The sequence below is a fragment of the Paratractidigestivibacter sp. genome (genome assembly GCF_963660155.1).
Classification (GTDB): Bacteria; Actinomycetota; Coriobacteriia; order Coriobacteriales; family Atopobiaceae; genus Paratractidigestivibacter.
Window position 1 is genome coordinate 1 of sequence record NZ_CAVKWG010000016.1, and the last position, 16,086, is coordinate 16,086.

Consider the following 16,086-nt stretch of genomic DNA (forward strand, 5'->3'; position numbering starts at 1 on the left):
ACAAAAAGGGCCCGCCCCCGCGACGGGGACGGGCCCTCTGCACAGAAAACGCCCCTTGTTGGACGGCGGCGTCCTGCTCTCCCACGGACTGCTCCGCAGTACCATCGGCGCTAGGGGGCTTAACTTCCGGGTTCGGGACGGGACCGGGTGTGCCTCCCCTGCCATGGCCGCCGGCCAACAAGGGGCGTTCTCTCGCGGGTCCTCCCTCCCGTGCCCTGGGGGCCGCACAGCGCTCCAAGCATCTCATCCCAGAAGAGGGGATCGCCGAAGCATGCCCGCCGCCGCGCCTTCCTTCGAAAAGGAGGGAAAAGCGGTAGGAAGAGCTCGGACGATTAGTAGCGCTCGGCTGAGGACGTCGCCGCCCTTGCACCTGCGCCCTATCGAACAGGTAGTCTACCTGTGTCCTTACCAGAAGGAGAACTCATCTCGGGAAGGGCTTCCCGCTTAGATGCTTTCAGCGGTTATCCCGACCGGACTCAGCTACCGGGCCGTGCTCTTGGTGAACAACCCGTGCACCGGAGGTCCGTCCACCCCGGTCCTCTCGTACTAGGGGCAGCCTCCCTCAGTTCTCCTGCGCCCACGGAGGATAGGGACCGAACTGTCTCACGACGTTCTGAACCCAGCTCGCGTACCGCTTTAATTGGCGAACAGCCAAACCCTTGGGACCTGCTCCAGCCCCAGGATGCGATGAGCCGACATCGAGGTGCCAAACCTTCCCGTCGATGTGGACTCTTGGGGAAGATCAGCCTGTTATCCCCGGAGTACCTTTTATCCGTTGAGCGACGGCCATACCACGCTGTGCCGCCGGATCACTAGAACCTGGTTTCCCACCTGCTCGGCTCGTGGGCCTCGCAGTCAAGCCTGCTTGCGCTCTTGCACTCAAAAGGACGGTTGCCGACCGTCCCGAGCAGACCTTACGTGCGCCTCCGTTACTCTTTGGGAGGCGACCGCCCCAGTCAAACTACCCACCTGGCACGGTCCCTGCGCCGGGTGACGGCCGCAGGTTAGGATGCCAAGGCGCCGAGGGTGGTATTCCAAGGGCGACTCCGGAGGGGCTGGCGCCCCGCCATCTAAGTCTCCCACCTATCCTCTACACGGCGCCCCGGCAGCCAATGCCAAGCTGCAGTAAAGGTTCACGGGGTCTTTCCGTCCTTCCGCGGGTAAGTCGCATCTTCACGACTAGTGCAATTTCACCGGGCCCATGGTCGAGACAGCGTCCAAGTCGTTACGCCTTTCGTGCAGGTCGGAACTTACCCGACAAGGAATTTCGCTACCTTAGGACCGTTATAGTTACGGCCGCCGTTTACCGGGGCTTGGATTCGGAGCTTCGCTCGCGCTAACCCCTCCTCGTGACCTTCCGGCACCGGGCAGGCGTCAGACCCTATACGTCGCCTTGCGGCTTCAGCAGAGTCCTGTGTTTTTGGTAAACAGTCGCTTGGACCTTTTCGCTGCGGCCCGCCGGGGCTCGGGGAGCGAGTCCCTCCACCCTAGCGGGCGCCCCTTCTCCCGAAGTTACGGGGCGATTTTGCCGAGTTCCTTAACCATGGTTCTCCCGATCGCCTCGGTATGCTCTACCCACCCACCTGTGTCGGTTTGCGGTACGGGACCCTGCGGGCTCCCTAGGGGTTTTTCTCGGCAGCATGGGCTCACAGGCTTCGCCACAAGGCTTCGTCCGGCCCCTCAGGCTTCGTGGCACCCGCGTTTCACAAGGTGCCGCCCTACGGGCCATCGCGGGGACGTCCAGAACCCCGTCCTGCTACCCTCCTGCGTCGCCCCATCGGTCAAGCGCCCGCCGGGTGTGCCGGAATGTCGACCGGCTGCGCATCGTCTACGGCTCCCGCCCTCGACTTAGCCCCCGACTGACCCTGGGAGGATTAGCCTCGCCCAGGAAACCTTGGGTTTACGGCGGACTGGTTTCCCGCCAGTCTCTCGTTACTCATGCCAGCATCCTCACTTCCGGCCGGTCCACCGCGGGTCGTCCCGCGGCTTCGCCCCAGACGGAAAGCTCCCCTACCGATGTACATACGTACATCCCGCCGCTTCGGCTCCATGCTTAGCCCCGTATATTGTCGGCGCATGTCCACTCGACCAGTGAGCTATTACGCACTCTTTGAATGGGTGGCTGCTTCTAAGCCAACATCCTGGTTGTCTGGGCGGACGCACATCCTTTGCCACTCAACATGGAATTGGGGGCCTTAGCGGGCGGTCTGGGCTGTTTCCCTCTCGAACACACAGCTTAGCCCACATGTTCTGACTCCCGGTCTGTGAACCCGTCGGTATTCGGAGTTCGGTCGGGGTTGGTAGGCGGTGAGGCCCCCGCGCCCGTCCGGTGCTCTACCCCCGAGGGTGAACGACCGAGGCTAGCCCTAAAGCTATTTCGGGGAGAACGAGATATCTCCGGGTTTGATAGGCCTTTCACTCCTATCCACAGGTCATCCCCCCAGTTTTCAACCTAGGTGGGTTCGGCCCTCCACGGGGTCTTACCCCCGCTTCAGCCTGCCCATGGATAGCTCACCCGGCTTCGCGTCTGCGGCGCGCGACTCTGACGCCCTGTTCGGACTCGCTTTCGCTACGGCTCGCTCCGCGGCTTAACCTCGCCGCGCACCGCAACTCGCTGGCTCATTCTACAAAAGGCACGCCGTCACACCTAAAAGGTGCTCCGACTGCTCGTAGGCAGGCGGTTTCAGGTACTGTTTCACTCCCCTCCCGGGGTGCTTTTCACCTTTCCCTCGCGGTACTCGTGCGCTATCGGTCACAGGAGAGTATTCAGGGTTGGAGGGTGGACCCCCCTGATTCCCACCGGGTTTCACGTGCCCGGCGGTACTCGGGTGCCGGACGGCGGGCCGCGCGGATCCGCGTACGGGGCTCTTACCCTGTTCCGCCGGCCTTCCCAGGCCGTTCCGCTTCCTCGCAGCTTTGTAACCGCTCGATGTCCGGTCCCACAACCCCGGGGGGGCCATGCCCTCCCCGGTTTGCCCTAGGTCCCCGTTCGCTCGCCACTACTAGGGGAATCTCGATTTGATTTCTCTTCCTCGGGGTACTTAGATGTTTCAGTTCCCCCGGTTGCCTCCCCGAGGACTATGTGTTCGTCCAAGGGGCGACCAGGCTCTGGCCTGGCCGGGTTCTCCCATTCGGGTGCCCGCGGGTCAAAGGGTGTGTGCCCCTCACCGCGGATTTTCGCAGCTTGCCGCGCCCTTCATCGGCTTCCTGTGCCAAGGCATCCGCCGCCTGCCCTTAACATCTTCCTTGCCGCCTTCCCGGCGACACGGCGATGGTAAACGCATACTTCGAATTGCCTCAGATGCGGGGCCTTCACGGCCCCTGATCTGAAGATGCGATCTCTTCTCTGAGAAATAATTAGTTGCTTGTCACGCTATGCGGCTCTCAGGGTACGGCGGGGAGGCCCCGCGAGGACCGGACGCTGCGAGCGGGATGGGAAAGGAGAAGCGCGGAATCGGGGAGGTCCATATGGACCCGAAGGTAAAAGTTGTCTTCTCTAAGAAGTGAATTCTCCCTAGAAAGGAGGTGATCCAGCCGCACCTTCCGGTACGGCTACCTTGTTACGACTTCACCCCCCTTACCAACCACACCTTCGACACCTCCCTCCCTCGCGGGTTGGGCCGGCGGCTTCGGGTGCAATCGACTCGGGTGGTGTGACGGGCGGTGTGTACAAGGCCCGGGAACGCATTCACCGCGGCGTGCTGATCCGCGATTACTAGCAACTCCGACTTCGCGGGGGCGGGTTGCAGCCCCCGGTCCGAACTGGGGCCGGCTTTGGGGATTCGCTCCCCCTCGCGGGGTGGCAGCCCATTGTGCCGGCCATTGTAGCACGTGTGCGGCCCAGCGCATAAGGGGCATGATGACTTGACGTCGTCCCCACCTTCCTCCGGCTTGACGCCGGCGGTCTCGCATGGGTGCCCGGCCTAACCGCTGGCAACATGCGACGGGGGTTGCGCTCGTTGCGGGACTTAACCCAACATCTCACGACACGAGCTGACGACAGCCATGCACCACCTGTGTTGGCTCCTCTCGGCCACCGCGTCTCCGCGGCTTCACCAACATGTCAAGCGCTGGTAAGGTTCTTCGCGTTGCTTCGAATTAAGCCACATGCTCCGCTGCTTGTGCGGGCCCCCGTCAATTCCTTTGAGTTTTAGCCTTGCGGCCGTACTCCCCAGGCGGGGCACTTAATGCGTTAGCTTCGGCACGGGGGGATCGTCCCCCCACACCTAGTGCCCATCGTTTACGGCTGGGACTACCAGGGTATCTAATCCTGTTCGCTCCCCCAGCTTTCGCTCCTCAGCGTCAGTGCGCGCCCAGAGGTCCGCCTTCGCCACCGGTGTTCTTCCGAATATCTGCGCATTCCACCGCTACACTCGGAATTCCGGCCTCCCCTGCGCGACTCAAGCCCGCCGGTATCGGGAGCGGGCCGGGGTTGAGCCCCGGGCTTTGACTCCCGACCAGACGGGCCGCCTACGAGCGCTTTACGCCCAATGAATCCGGATAACGCTCGCCCCCTACGTATTACCGCGGCTGCTGGCACGTAGTTAGCCGGGGCTTCTTCTGCAGGTACCGTCACCTCTCGGCCTCGTCCCTGCTGAAAGCGGTTTACGACCCGAAGGCCTTCCTCCCGCACGCGGCGTCGCTGCGTCAGGCTTCCGCCCATTGCGCAAGATTCCCCACTGCTGCCTCCCGTAGGAGTCTGGGCCGTGTCTCAGTCCCAATCTGGCCGGTCGGTCTCTCAACCCGGCTACCCATAATCGCCTTGGTGGGCCGTTGCCCCGCCAACTAGCTAACAGGCCGCGGGCCCATCCCTCGCCGTCTGGGCTTTCCTCGCCGCGCGATGCCGCGCGGCGAGGGTATCCGGTATTACCCACGGTTTCCCGAGGCTGTCCCGGAGCGAGGGGCAGGTTGCCCACGTGTTACTCAGCCGTTCGCCACTTTATGCACTTCCGAAGAAGCTTTAACCGTTCGACTTGCATGTGTTAGGCGCGCCGCCAGCGTTCATCCTGAGCCAGGATCGAACTCTCCGTTCGAACAAGCCCGCGAGGGGCTCGTCGGTTTGAAAAAAGAGCGGGTCCGAATCCTCGCCCGAAATCCACGCTTGCTGAATCTCGGATTCGCTTAGTAGGAATCGATGGTGTTCCTAAGACGAGTCTTAGGCTCGATTCGACTTCGCTTGTCTGTCTCTTTTCCGATCTCTCGATCGCAGTATCCGGTTCTCAAGGTCCTCCGCGCGGCCGCTTTGAACTGCTGATTTGCTGCTCGCCGTGTTGCCGCGCGAGGAAATAATTTACGCGCATTGCCCAGAGGTGTCCAGAACGTTTTAGTCATTCATAATTCCTACACAACTAAGGCTGCCTCACCGTCGTTTCTTGTCGCTTACGAAAGGTCCCCTACCGTTTGCCGTCGCGCTGTATATGTACCTAGCATGCAAGGTTACGGAGGCCGTAGAGCATCGTGACGTGCGCCTCTGCCCTGGCGGTCTCGAAGAAGTCGGCGGTAAGAAGGCGATAGCTGGGCTCGCCATCCAGATGATTGGCGATGTTCTCGTCGACGATCCTCGACGCGACATTGGCCGCGGAGTGAACATCGGCCTTAGCCACGCGATACATCGGAAACGCCGCGCATTGATCGATGACGGTTTGCGTGACCCGGGGCTTCATGGAGATGGACAAGGTACGGCCGAAGTCCGCGAAATCCGACTGCTTGCCGATGCGGGCCTTCTCACCTGCGGCGACGCCGATCTGCGCCAGGCGGGCGCGGGTGTGCGTGTTGTAGACGCTGTCGCAGACGAGGTGGCACCACGCGCCCTTGACCACGTCGGTGACCTCGTCGGCGCCATAGCCCGCGGGGTCCACGCAGTAAAAATCCCAGAACTCCTGGTGGCGCGGCACGGGGATGTGATGGCGCAGCGTGAGGTGGGTGAGCTTGTAGTCGATGCGCATCGTGGCGTCCGGGACCATGTAGCCCACATATATGTCGGGGAGCAGGTTGCCCATGAGGAAGGCGTCGACGTCGCGAATGCCGAGGGCATCTCTTCCCTCCTCGGACAAGAGGCGCTCGACGTGGGCGGTGTGGATGTTCCAGCTGGGCATGCGCGGGTCCTTTCTGTGGCTTCTCGCATTGTGACGTATACAGAGAAAGGCCGGGCCCCGAAGGACCCGGCCTTTCAAAAGAAGCAACTTGGGGGGGTTGGGCACGCGAGGGGGGGTCGGAGCCCCTAGATGGAGTGCCAGGGAAGCTAGGAGCGAACCTCGGCGCCGACGGCGCGCAGAACCTTATTGACCAGCTTCTCGTGCGCCTTCTCGACCTCCTCGGAGGTGAGGGTGCGGTCGGCCGCGCGGTAGGTCAGTGAGAAGGCCATGGACTTCTTGCCCTTGCCCACGCGCATCGGGTCGCGGTAAACGTCGAAGAGGCGCACGTCGGCAAGCAGCTTGCCGCCGGCGCTGGAGATGCGCTGGACGAGGGTCTCGTAGGCGACGGACTCGTCCACCACGAGTGCCAGGTCGTGGGTGACGCCGGGCAGCGTGGGGATGTCCTCGTAGGGAAGCTCGTTGACGGCGAGGCGCAGGAGGTGCTCCACGGAGAGCTCGAAGGCCACGACGGGGACGTCGACGCCTACCTTCTGGAGGTTCGCGGGGTGGATGTTGCCGACCCAGCCCACGGACTGGCTCTGGACAAGGATCTCGGCGGCCTGGCCGGGCTGGAGCCACGGGAAACGCTCGGGATCGGCCACCTTGAAGCGGACCTTAGTCATGCGCAGGGCATCGAGCAGGGCCTCGACCACGCCCTTAGCGTCGAAGAAGTCGTACTCGTTCCACTTCTGGTTCCAGGCGTCCTCGGCGCGGCGGCCGGCCAGGACACCAGCGACGAAGGTCGGCTCGTCGGGCTGGCTCTTGGACTCGTGGCCGTAGAAAACGCGGCCGATCTCGTAGAGGGCGACGTTGGGCACACCGTGGTCGAGGTTGTAGGCCACGCTCTGGACGAGGCCCGGGAGCATGGAGCGGCGCATCTCGGACTGGTCGGCAACGAGCGGGTTGATGATCTTGACGGGGATGCCGCGGCCCTCATCTGTGATGCCCAGCTTAACGAGGTCGTTGGGGTCGGCAAAGCAGTAGGTGCTGGTCTCGGAGAGGCCGCAGGCGCGAAGGGTCTGGCCGATGAGGCGCACACGGCGCTGCTCGACGGTGAGGCCGCCGGCGTGGTTTCTGGCAGCCGGAAGCGTGGGCTCGATGTCGCCCTCGCCCCACAGGCGGCAGACCTCCTCGATGAGGTCGCACTCGCGGGTGAGGTCGGGGCGGTTGGTGGGGGCAGTCACCGTGAGGTAGCCGTCCTGGCCGGCCTCGACGGTACAGCCGAGGCGAGAAAGGCGACTGACCATGAACTCCTCGGGGATGTCGGCGCCGCAGAGCAGGCGGGCGCGCTCGGGGCGGAAGTCCACGATCGCGGCGGGCACGACCACCGGGTAGGCGTCCACGGTGCCCGGGCAAACCTCGGCGCCGCAGCATTGCTCGAAGAGGGCGGCGGCCACCTCGGCGACGTTTGCGCAATTGGAGCCATCGACCTGGCGCTCGTAGCGGATGGAGGCCTCGCTCATGAGGTCGAGGTTGCGGCTGGTGCGTGAGATATGGCCGGAGGAGAAGGTGGCGCTCTCGAGAAGGACGTCGACGGTGTTCTCGTCAATCTCGGAGTTCATGCCGCCCATGACGCCGGCAAGGGCCACGGCGCGCTCGCCGTCGTCGGTGATGACGGCCATGTCGGTCGTGAGGGTGCGCTCGACGCCGTCGAGGGTCTCGAGCTTCTCGCCGTCGTAGGCCGCGCGAATGACGATGTGTCGCTTACCGTCGCGCTCGGAGAGCTTGCCCAAGTCAAAGGCGTGCAGGGGCTGGCCTGTGAGGAACATGACGTAGTTGGTGACGTCAACGACGTTGTTGATGGGGCGGCTGCCGGCGGCGATCACGCGGTTGGCAAGCCACTCGGGAGAGGGGCCGATCTTGACGTTGCGCACCACGCGGGCGGTGTAGCGCTGGCAGAGCTCGGGGTCGTCGATGCGCACGTCGACGAGGTCGTGGGCATCGGGGCCCTGCTCGGCCTGGACCTTCGGGAGCTCGATGTGGGTGTCCTCGTCGAGCATGGCGGAGACCTCGACGGCCATACCGGTCATGGAGAGGCAGTCCGGGCGGTTGGGGGTGATCTCGCAGTCGATCACGGTGTCGGAGGTGCCCATGTAGTCGGTGAAGTCCATGCCCACGGGGGCGTCGGCGGGCAAGATCATGATGCCGGAGTGGTCGCCGCCGAGGCCGAGCTCGCGCTCGGAGCAGTTCATGCCGCAGGACTCAACGCCGCGGAGCTTGGACTTCTTGATCTTGACGTCGCCGGGGAGCACGGCGCCGATCATGGCGGTGACGATGTGGTCGCCCTCGTTGAAGTTCTGGGCGCCGCAGACGATCTGCAGCGGCACGGGGTTGCCGTTCTCGTCGACGTTCTTTTCTCCCACGTCTACCTGGCAGACGTACATGTGGTCGGAGTCGGGGTGGGGCTTCTTGGAGACGACCTGGGCGGTGACCACGTGGTCGAGATCAGCGCCCACGCGCTCGACGCCCTCGACCTCGGTGCCGGTGCGGATGAACTCGCTGACGAGCTCGGAGGGGTCCTCCGGCACGTCGACCATGGTCTTGAGCCACTCGTATGAGATACGCATTGAAGCGGTCCTTTCTTTGACTGGGATTGAGATGGGGTGCCTGGGAAGGCTAGAACTGTTTTAAGAATCGCATGTCACCAGTCATGAGCATACGCAGGTCAGGCAGGTCGTAGCGAAGGGCGGCAACGCGCTCGACGCCGATGCCGAAGGCAAAGCCGGTGTACTTCTCGGGGTCGATGCCGCAGTTGACGAAGACGTTGGGGTCGACCATGCCGCAGCCCAGGATCTCCAGCCAGCCGGTGTTCTTGCAGAAGCGGCAGCCCTGGCCGTGGCAGACGCCGCAGGAGACGTCGACCTCGCAGGAGGGCTCGGTGAACGGGAAGAAGTGCGGGCGGTAGCGGGTGGCGCGGTCCTTGCCGAAGATCTCGCGCGTGAAGTAGTCAAGGGTGCCCTTGAGGTCGCCGAAGGTGATGCCCTCGTCGACGACAAGGCCCTCCACCTGCGTGAACTGCGGCAGGTGGTTGGCGTCGGCGGTGTCCGGGCGGAAAACCGTGCCCGGACAGATCATGTAGATCGGGGGCTCTTTGGCCTCCATGACGTGTGCCTGGACACCGGAGGTCTGGGTGCGCAAGAGCACGTCGGACTCGCCCTGGACGTGGACCTCCTTGCCCTCGGGCTGGTTGTCCACCACGTAGAAGGTGTCCTTGGCCGAGCGGCTGGGGTGGTCCTCAGGGGCGTTCAGCGCGGTGAAGTTGTAGTAGGTGGTCTCGATGTAGGGGCCGTCCTCGACGGTGTAGCCAAGGCCGGCAAAGATGTCCTCGATCTCCTCGCGGATCTGGGAGATGAGGTGCTGAGTGCCCAGGGAGAGTTGGCGGCCCGGCAAGGTGACATCGACGGCGTCTGCCTCCATGCGCTTCGCCATGATGGCACGGGAAATCTCCTCTTTGCGGCTCTTGATGGCCATGTCGACGTTGGCGCGGACGGTGTTGGCGAGCTGGCCCATGGCCGGGCGCTCCTCGGGCGGGACCTTGCCCATGGTGTGCATGATCGCGGTGAGCGAGCCCTTGCGGCCCAGAACGCCCACGCGCAGGGCCTCGAGGGCGTCCATGCTCTCTGCGGAGGCCAGGCCCTCCTTGACTTGCGCCTCAATTGCCTTGAGGTCGTCGGACATCGACATTGCGTAACCCCTTTCAAACAAAAAACCGTCCCGGACGAAGGTCCAAGGACGGCAATTATTACCGCGGTACCACCTTGATTGACGCAGGTGTTTTCTCTCACGAGCGCCCACTCGTTTGCCCCGTGCCGTAGGACTGACGGCTTCCCTACTGAACCTGCAAAAGGGACTGTCCCTTTTGCAGGTCGTTCAAGTTGCGGCTGGTGGAGTGAACTTCGGGCGTCAGCCTTGGAGGAGCCTCTCAGCCGGTGGGCCCCCTCTCTTGTCCGCTGGCGACGCGACGGCCCGAACCTCTCCGTCATTGCCTAGGTGGGGATAATAACACACCGCGCGGGCGACGTGCCTAACGGGTCTTAATCCCCCTCAGAATCCTCTCGGGATCGCGGCGGCGCGGGTCGATGCGGCGGATCAGCGCCTTGAGCAGCACCGAGAAAACCAAGATGACCACGAAGTAGACGAGCGCCACGCTGATCAGCGGGAAGAAGGCGTCGAAGGTGCGGCTGCGGATGATGTCCGAGACCTTCGTGAGGTCGGTGATGGCCACGTAGCCGACCACCGAGGTGGCCTTGATCAGGGACGTGAGCTGTCCCGCATAGAGGGTCCCGATGCGCTGGAACGCCTGCGGCAAGATCACGCGCCTATACGTCTGGCGCCGAGTGAAGCCCATGGAGTCGGCGGCCTCGACCTCGCCCGTGCCCACCGCCTCGAGCCCTGTCACGAAGATGCTCGAGAGTGGGGCGGCCGCCTCGAGGCCGAAGCAGATGACGGCCACGGCTATGGCGGGAATGCCGATGCCCGCGAACACGATGTAGTAGAGGATCATGAGCCAGACGAGCACCGGGATGCCCGTGGCGAGGCTGCAGTAGCCGTTCGCAGCCGCCACGACCACGCGCTTGCCGGAGCGCTTCATGAGGCACAGAAGGCCGCCGCCGAGCGTGGCCAGGGCAAAAGCGCTCAGCGAGATGCCCACCGTGACGAGCAGGCCCTCGAGGACCATCGCCCAGCGCCCCTCGTCGATAAAGGTGCTCTTGATGCCCGAGACCAGGTTATCGAGCACAGAGCCCGTGCCCTGCGCGTCCGTCTTTGTCATCGCGACCCAGTCGAGGGTATAGATGGTCTCGATGAAGTCCATGGAGCCCTCGCGCTCGGGCGTGTCGACCATGTAGATGCCCACGTCCACGGTGCCGGCGCTGAGCGCCGCGAGCTTGGCCGAGAAGTTCATGTCCTGGAACTCGCAGCGCATGCCGAGCTCATAGGCGGCGCGCATGACGATCTCGACGTCCATGCCGGCGGCATGGCCCTCGTACATGAAGGTGGAGGGCTCGTCGGTGGGCGAATAGGCCACCTTGAGCACCTCGCCGTCCCCGCACACGGGAACGTCGGAGAGGTCGTAGTCGCCGTCCTCGCACCACTTCTTTTGCACCGCGTCGACGGTGCCGTCGGCCTTGAGCTTCTCGATGGCGCCGTTGAGCTTGTTGCGCAGCTCGTCGTTGCCTTTAGCAAGGCCCATCGAGACGTCGACGCCGTAGAGCGCAGGCTTGATGTAGGTGAGGTTCGCGTTCTTGCGCATGTAGAGCAGCGCGATGGGCTCGGTGGCCGTCGCGTAATCGATCTTGCCCGCCGCCAGCGCCGCGATGGTGTCGGAGATGGACTGGAACGACTCCGCGTCCGCCTCGGGGTAGCTCTTCTTTACTTCGGCCTCGGAGGTGACGCCCAGCTGCACGCCGATGCTCGCGTGCGCAAGGTTCTGGTCGCGCTCCTCTTGGCTCCAGGTGATGACGCGCTCGCCGAGCCCCTCTGCGCGGGCCGGAAGCGCGGGGATAAGCGCGAGGCAAGAGGCGATGATGGCCACAGCCGCCACGAACATGGCGATGACCCGCTGTTTATTGCGCACGAGAGGCCTCCGTCACAGTCGCTGCCATTCGGATCGTAAGGCAGCCCGCCTCGGTTTTCGCCTCGGTCGCGTAGCCATTGATGACCCTGCGAGACAGCTCCTCCATCTGAGCCAGCGGGAACTCGGCCGCACCCGCAGGGTCGCGGAAGACGAGCTCGATCTCGCGCGTCTTCTCGGAGCAGCGCAGCGAGAAGTGCGCGGTATCGACGCATTCGTTCGCAAAAACACACTGATAGATGGCCTCTTCCATCACGAGAAGAACACGCATGACAACGGCGTCGGGCAAGAGCCGGCGGCGCAGGAACGTGGCCGCGGAGCCCTGCAGACCAATGAGGTCGAGCGAGCTGCGGTGGATATCGGTCGAGAAGGTCTTGACGTGGAAGATGAAGTCGCGGGTCTTCGGCCGCTCCGGGTGCTCGAAGATCTGCTCAGGCGTACCGTCCTCGTAGATGCCCTTCTCGTCCAAATAGAAGACACGGTTCGAGACGTTGCGGGCGAAGTTCATCTCGTGCGTGACGATGAGCATCGTGGCGCCCGCGTCGGCGAGCGACTTCATGACGACGAGAACCTCCCCCACCATCGTAGGATCCAGCGCACTTGTCGGCTCGTCGAAGAGAATGACCTCGGGGTCTAAGGCCAACGTGCGCGCGATGGCGGCGCGCTGCTTCTGGCCGCCGGAGAGCTCGTCGGGATAAGCGAGCGCCCGATGAGTGAGGCCCACGGTGCCGAGGAGCTCCATCGCGCGGTCGTAGGCCTGCTGGCGGGTCTTGCCCATGAGGTCGACCTGGCCGAGCATGACGTTCTCCACCACGGTCATGTTCGAGAACAGGTTGAATGACTGGAAGACCATGCCCATCTTGCGGCGAAGGAGGCGCAGGCTCTTCGGGTCATCCATCACCTTCTTGCCGTCGAAATAAACCTCGCCCGAGGTAGGCGGGTCGAGGAAGTTCAGGCAGCGGATAAACGTGGACTTGCCGCAGCCGGAACCGCCGATGATAGAGATGACGTCGCCGCGGCTGATGTCGACGTCGATATCGCGGATCACCTCGTTTTCGCCGTAGCTCTTGCACAGCCCGCGGACGCGAATCAGCGGCTCGGTCATGCGCCTTCTTTCTAACTGCGGCGCCGAGGCGCCATCGAATATGCCAGTGACGCAACACATGGTATGCCAATTCTTGCGCGCCGAAATTTGGAGCGGTTCCGCGCGGCTAGCGCACGTGGCTCACCTTGTACTTGAACTGGTCGGCGCGGGCGACGCTATGCGTGAACTCGATGACCGCGTTCTGGTTGTTATAGGTGACGCGCGCGAGCTGCAGGACCGGCGCGCCCTCGGCGATGCGCAGGACCTCGGCGTCGCTTTTGCGCGCGACGCTGGCAAAGAACTCCTCCTCGGCCACGCGAATGGTCTCGTGGTAGTCGTTCTCGATGATGGCGTAGAGCGACTTGCCGGCCAGCGCCTCGCGGGTAAGGCCGATGAAGCGGCTCGCGGGGACGTAGGTGCGCTCAACCATCATGGGCACGCCGTCGGCCAAGCGTAGGCGCTTCATGAAGAGGACCTGCTCGCCCAGGCGCAGCCCCATGCGATCGGCGACAGTCTTGGTGGCCTCGATCGTGTCGAACTCGAGGTCGATGGTCTTCGGGTCGCGCCCGGCGTCGCGCATCTGCTGCGTGAAGCTGTAGTTGGTGGTAAGGTCCATCGCCTTGCTGGTAAGATCCGAGACGAAGGTGCCCTTGCCGTGGCGGCGGGTGATGAGGCCGAGGGTCTCGAGCTCCTTTAAGGCGAGGCGGACCGTCGTGCGCGAGAGGCCGTAGCGCTCGGAGAGCTCGCGCTCGGAGGGCAAGAGGTCACCGGGCTCCATCTCGGTGTCGATCTTATCGCGAAGAATGTCCACGAGCTGGTCGTAGAGCGGCTGCTTCCTCGATATGACGCCCATGGGCCTCTCCCCCGCACGTATGCTGGTTACAACAATTTGGTATTAACCAGTATAGGTGCGGGCAGTAAATTTGGGATAAGGCTTTCGGGACTTAATTCGCGAGCGGCAAGAACAACATCAGCCATCGCAATAATCTTCCGCGAATCGGTGATTGTGGCCCCGATAACCTGCTTAACGGCGCTCGTGGCGAAGCCGGCTGCAAAAATATAGGGATGGCGGCAGTTTTCTGCGGTCCCTCCGAGTATCCCGCACTTTGTAACCAACAAAACCGCAGGTAGACGAGCTGCTCGAAATTCGACTACTCGGGCGGAGCGCGAAAAACTGCCGCCATCCCTGTTTTTTGCGCGAAGGGCCGCGCCAGACCTCGCGAGCGAAGCGATGCGACGTAAATTCGACCCGACCTCGGCGTGCAACGCTACGCGGTAAAGGGCCACTCCCCCGCCGCGAGGGCGGCGATGGCAGCGGGTACGGCGTCGTCCTCGGCCGCACCGATGTGCCAACGGGCGGCCTCGCGGGCCTCAGGCAACGCCCCCGCCACGGCCACGGAGTGCTCGACGGCGGCAAACATCTGCAGATCATTGCCGGCATCGCCGAAGACGACCGCCTCGTCGGGCGCGATTCCCTCGCGCTCCATGAGCCACTTGACCGCCTCGCCCTTGTTCCATCCGGCAGGCATCGCGTTCGAGAACCCCGCCTGCGGCACGTCGAAGTCGAGATCGGCGACCTCACGGTTGAGCAGAGCAACGACCTCGCGCGTGCGGTCGATGCCGCCACAGATAAAGACGTTTGCCTTGGTGATACCCGAGGCCGGCACGTCGGCGCGGTCCCCGCAGGTCTCGGCATAGGAGGGGAAGCACTCGCGCAGGTCCTCGCGGTCGCCCTGCACAAGGTAGGGCTCGGCGCCCTCGAAGAAGATGACGCCGCTGCGCTCGATGCCCGCGAGAACTTGCATGGCCCGGCGAATGCCCTCTGCCTGCACATCTTTTTCCAAGACGAGCTCGCCTCCTAGGTAGACCTGCGAGCCGTTGGTGGCGAGCGCCGTCTCGCAGCAGGCCGCGTCGCCGCCGAAGAAACCGGGAATCCACGAGAAGAAGCGCCCCGAGGCAGGGCCGACGAGGATGCCGACGGCGCGCGCGGCGCGGAAAGCCTCGACGCAGGCCTCGCTCACGACTTTCTTGCCGTAAGGGAGGATAGTCCCATCGATATCGGTGAGGATGAGCTTAATGGCCACGCGTGTATCTCCCCTGCTCTGACGCCAAAGCGCCGGCGCCCGAGAGCGGGAACCGGCGCGAATTGCGAACGAACGGTTGCGCGCCTACTCGCCCAGGCGCTCCCCACGCAGGCGAAGGGCCTCGTAGGCGCAGCCGTACATGGCAGCCTGGTTACCGAGGCTCGCGGCCTCGATGCGCACGTCCCTGCAGGTGGAGAGGGCATGAGCGGCGAAACGGCGGCGGAGCTCCGGGGCAAAGGTGGCGAAGGCGCCCGCCACGCCGCCGCCGAGCAGGTACATGGCGGGGTCGACGATGCAGCTAATCTGCGCCATGGCCTGCGCCAGGTACTCGCACATCTGGTCGACGGCGAGCTTGGCGCACTCGTCACCAGCGGCCAGTGCGCGGAAGACGGTGAGGGTGTCGGTCGCATGCTCGACGGACGCGGGCGTGACGCCGCGGCGCTCGCATTCCTCGAGGTAGAGGCGGACGACGCCAGTAGCCGAGGCGTACTGCTCCAGGCATCCCTTGCGCCCGCAGCCGCAGGTCCTCTCCTCGCCCGGGTTAACGGTGATGTGGCCGACCTCGCCGCCGGCGCCGAATGCACCGGCCACGAGCTTGCCGCCCACGACTACGCCCGCGCCCACGCCCGTGCCCAGCGCGATGAGGACGTAGCTCGAGACGCCGCGCGCCACGCCGCTCCACATCTCGCCGAGCGCCGCCGCGTTGGCGTCGTTGACGAAGGCGACGGTGGCATTGGGGAAGGCCGCGTTGATGGCGGCGACGAGGCCCTCAGGGTCGAGCTTGATGTTGGGGAGGAAGCCGACCGTGCCGTCGTCGGCAACGGGGCCGGGGATGTCGAGGCCGAGCGCGATGACGTCGGCGGGCCCGCAGTCGTGAGTCGCGAGCATCTTGGTCAGACCATCGGTGACGACGGCATAGGCCTCGTCGGACACGAGCTCGGGCGTAGGGATCTTACGCTCCTCGAGAAGCTCGCCTTCCGGGGTGAAGAACCCCGCCTTGATGCTGGTGCCGCCGATGTCGATGCCGAGAACCGCTTCCATGCCAAGGTCCTTTCTCGCCGGGCATGGCGTTCGTGCCCGTGGATTCGTCTTGCCATAACTATAAGGCCCGCGGCGGTCGCGGTGCGGCCTGGCGACCTGAATTGTGCCTTCGGCGACACGTTCGACGCGGCGAGCGAGGCGGCGGGTACACTGGACGTGTGAACATTCCTC

General features: G+C 64.1%; 8 protein-coding genes and 3 rRNA genes. All 11 read right to left on the reverse strand.

Features of this window, described 5'->3' with window-relative positions:
* Positions 1-60: 60 nt before the first annotated feature.
* Positions 61-175, reverse strand: a 5S ribosomal RNA gene (gene rrf / locus U5709_RS02040).
* 137 nt (positions 176-312) lie between these two features.
* A 23S ribosomal RNA gene (locus tag U5709_RS02045) occupies positions 313-3,248 on the reverse strand.
* 270 nt (positions 3,249-3,518) lie between these two features.
* Positions 3,519-5,033: ribosomal RNA gene (locus U5709_RS02050) — 16S ribosomal RNA — on the reverse strand.
* Together the 16S, 23S and 5S rRNA genes form the textbook arrangement of a ribosomal RNA operon.
* A 390-nt stretch (positions 5,034-5,423) precedes the next feature.
* A complete protein-coding gene (locus U5709_RS02055) occupies positions 5,424-6,095 on the reverse strand; it encodes a hypothetical protein (protein ID WP_321971936.1) in 672 nt (223 codons plus the stop codon).
* 146 nt (positions 6,096-6,241) lie between these two features.
* The gene (pheT, locus tag U5709_RS02060; RefSeq protein ID WP_321972656.1) at positions 6,242-8,701 is read right to left on the reverse strand and encodes a phenylalanine--tRNA ligase subunit beta; all 2,460 of its coding nucleotides are present in this window, start codon (positions 8,699-8,701) and stop codon (positions 6,242-6,244) included.
* Positions 8,702-8,750: 49 nt separating this feature from the next.
* Positions 8,751-9,818 (reverse strand): phenylalanine--tRNA ligase subunit alpha, encoded by a 1,068-nt coding sequence (pheS, locus tag U5709_RS02065; protein WP_321971938.1) that lies wholly within the window; start codon positions 9,816-9,818, stop codon positions 8,751-8,753.
* 340 nt (positions 9,819-10,158) lie between these two features.
* A complete protein-coding gene (locus U5709_RS02070; protein WP_321972657.1) occupies positions 10,159-11,709 on the reverse strand; it encodes an ABC transporter substrate-binding protein/permease in 1,551 nt (516 codons plus the stop codon).
* A complete protein-coding gene (locus U5709_RS02075) occupies positions 11,699-12,811 on the reverse strand; it encodes an ATP-binding cassette domain-containing protein (RefSeq protein WP_321971940.1) in 1,113 nt (370 codons plus the stop codon). Before U5709_RS02075 ends, U5709_RS02070 begins: the two co-directional genes overlap by 11 nt.
* A gap of 106 nt (positions 12,812-12,917) precedes the next feature.
* A complete protein-coding gene (locus tag U5709_RS02080; RefSeq protein ID WP_321971941.1) occupies positions 12,918-13,643 on the reverse strand; it encodes a GntR family transcriptional regulator in 726 nt (241 codons plus the stop codon).
* Between the two features lie 415 nt (positions 13,644-14,058).
* Complete coding sequence (locus U5709_RS02085) at positions 14,059-14,874, reverse strand: HAD family hydrolase (RefSeq protein ID WP_321971935.1); 816 nt, start codon at positions 14,872-14,874, stop codon at positions 14,059-14,061.
* A gap of 84 nt (positions 14,875-14,958) precedes the next feature.
* Positions 14,959-15,915, reverse strand: a complete 957-nt coding sequence (locus tag U5709_RS02090; RefSeq protein ID WP_321972658.1) for an ROK family protein — start codon at positions 15,913-15,915, stop codon at positions 14,959-14,961.
* Positions 15,916-16,086: the final 171 nt, after the last annotated feature.

What these genes read in the sequence shown, in the direction of transcription:
- pheT (WP_321972656.1), bottom strand. Translation starts at nt 8,701, where the DNA reads ATGCGTATCTCATACGAGTGGCTCAAGACCATGGTCGACGTGCCGGAG.
- U5709_RS02075 (WP_321971940.1), bottom strand. Translation starts at nt 12,811, where the DNA reads ATGACCGAGCCGCTGATTCGCGTCCGCGGGCTGTGCAAGAGCTACGGC.
- U5709_RS02090 (WP_321972658.1), bottom strand. Translation starts at nt 15,915, where the DNA reads ATGGAAGCGGTTCTCGGCATCGACATCGGCGGCACCAGCATCAAGGCG.
- U5709_RS02055 (WP_321971936.1), bottom strand. Translation starts at nt 6,095, where the DNA reads ATGCCCAGCTGGAACATCCACACCGCCCACGTCGAGCGCCTCTTGTCC.
- pheS (WP_321971938.1), bottom strand. Translation starts at nt 9,818, where the DNA reads ATGTCGATGTCCGACGACCTCAAGGCAATTGAGGCGCAAGTCAAGGAG.
- U5709_RS02080 (WP_321971941.1), bottom strand. Translation starts at nt 13,643, where the DNA reads ATGGGCGTCATATCGAGGAAGCAGCCGCTCTACGACCAGCTCGTGGAC.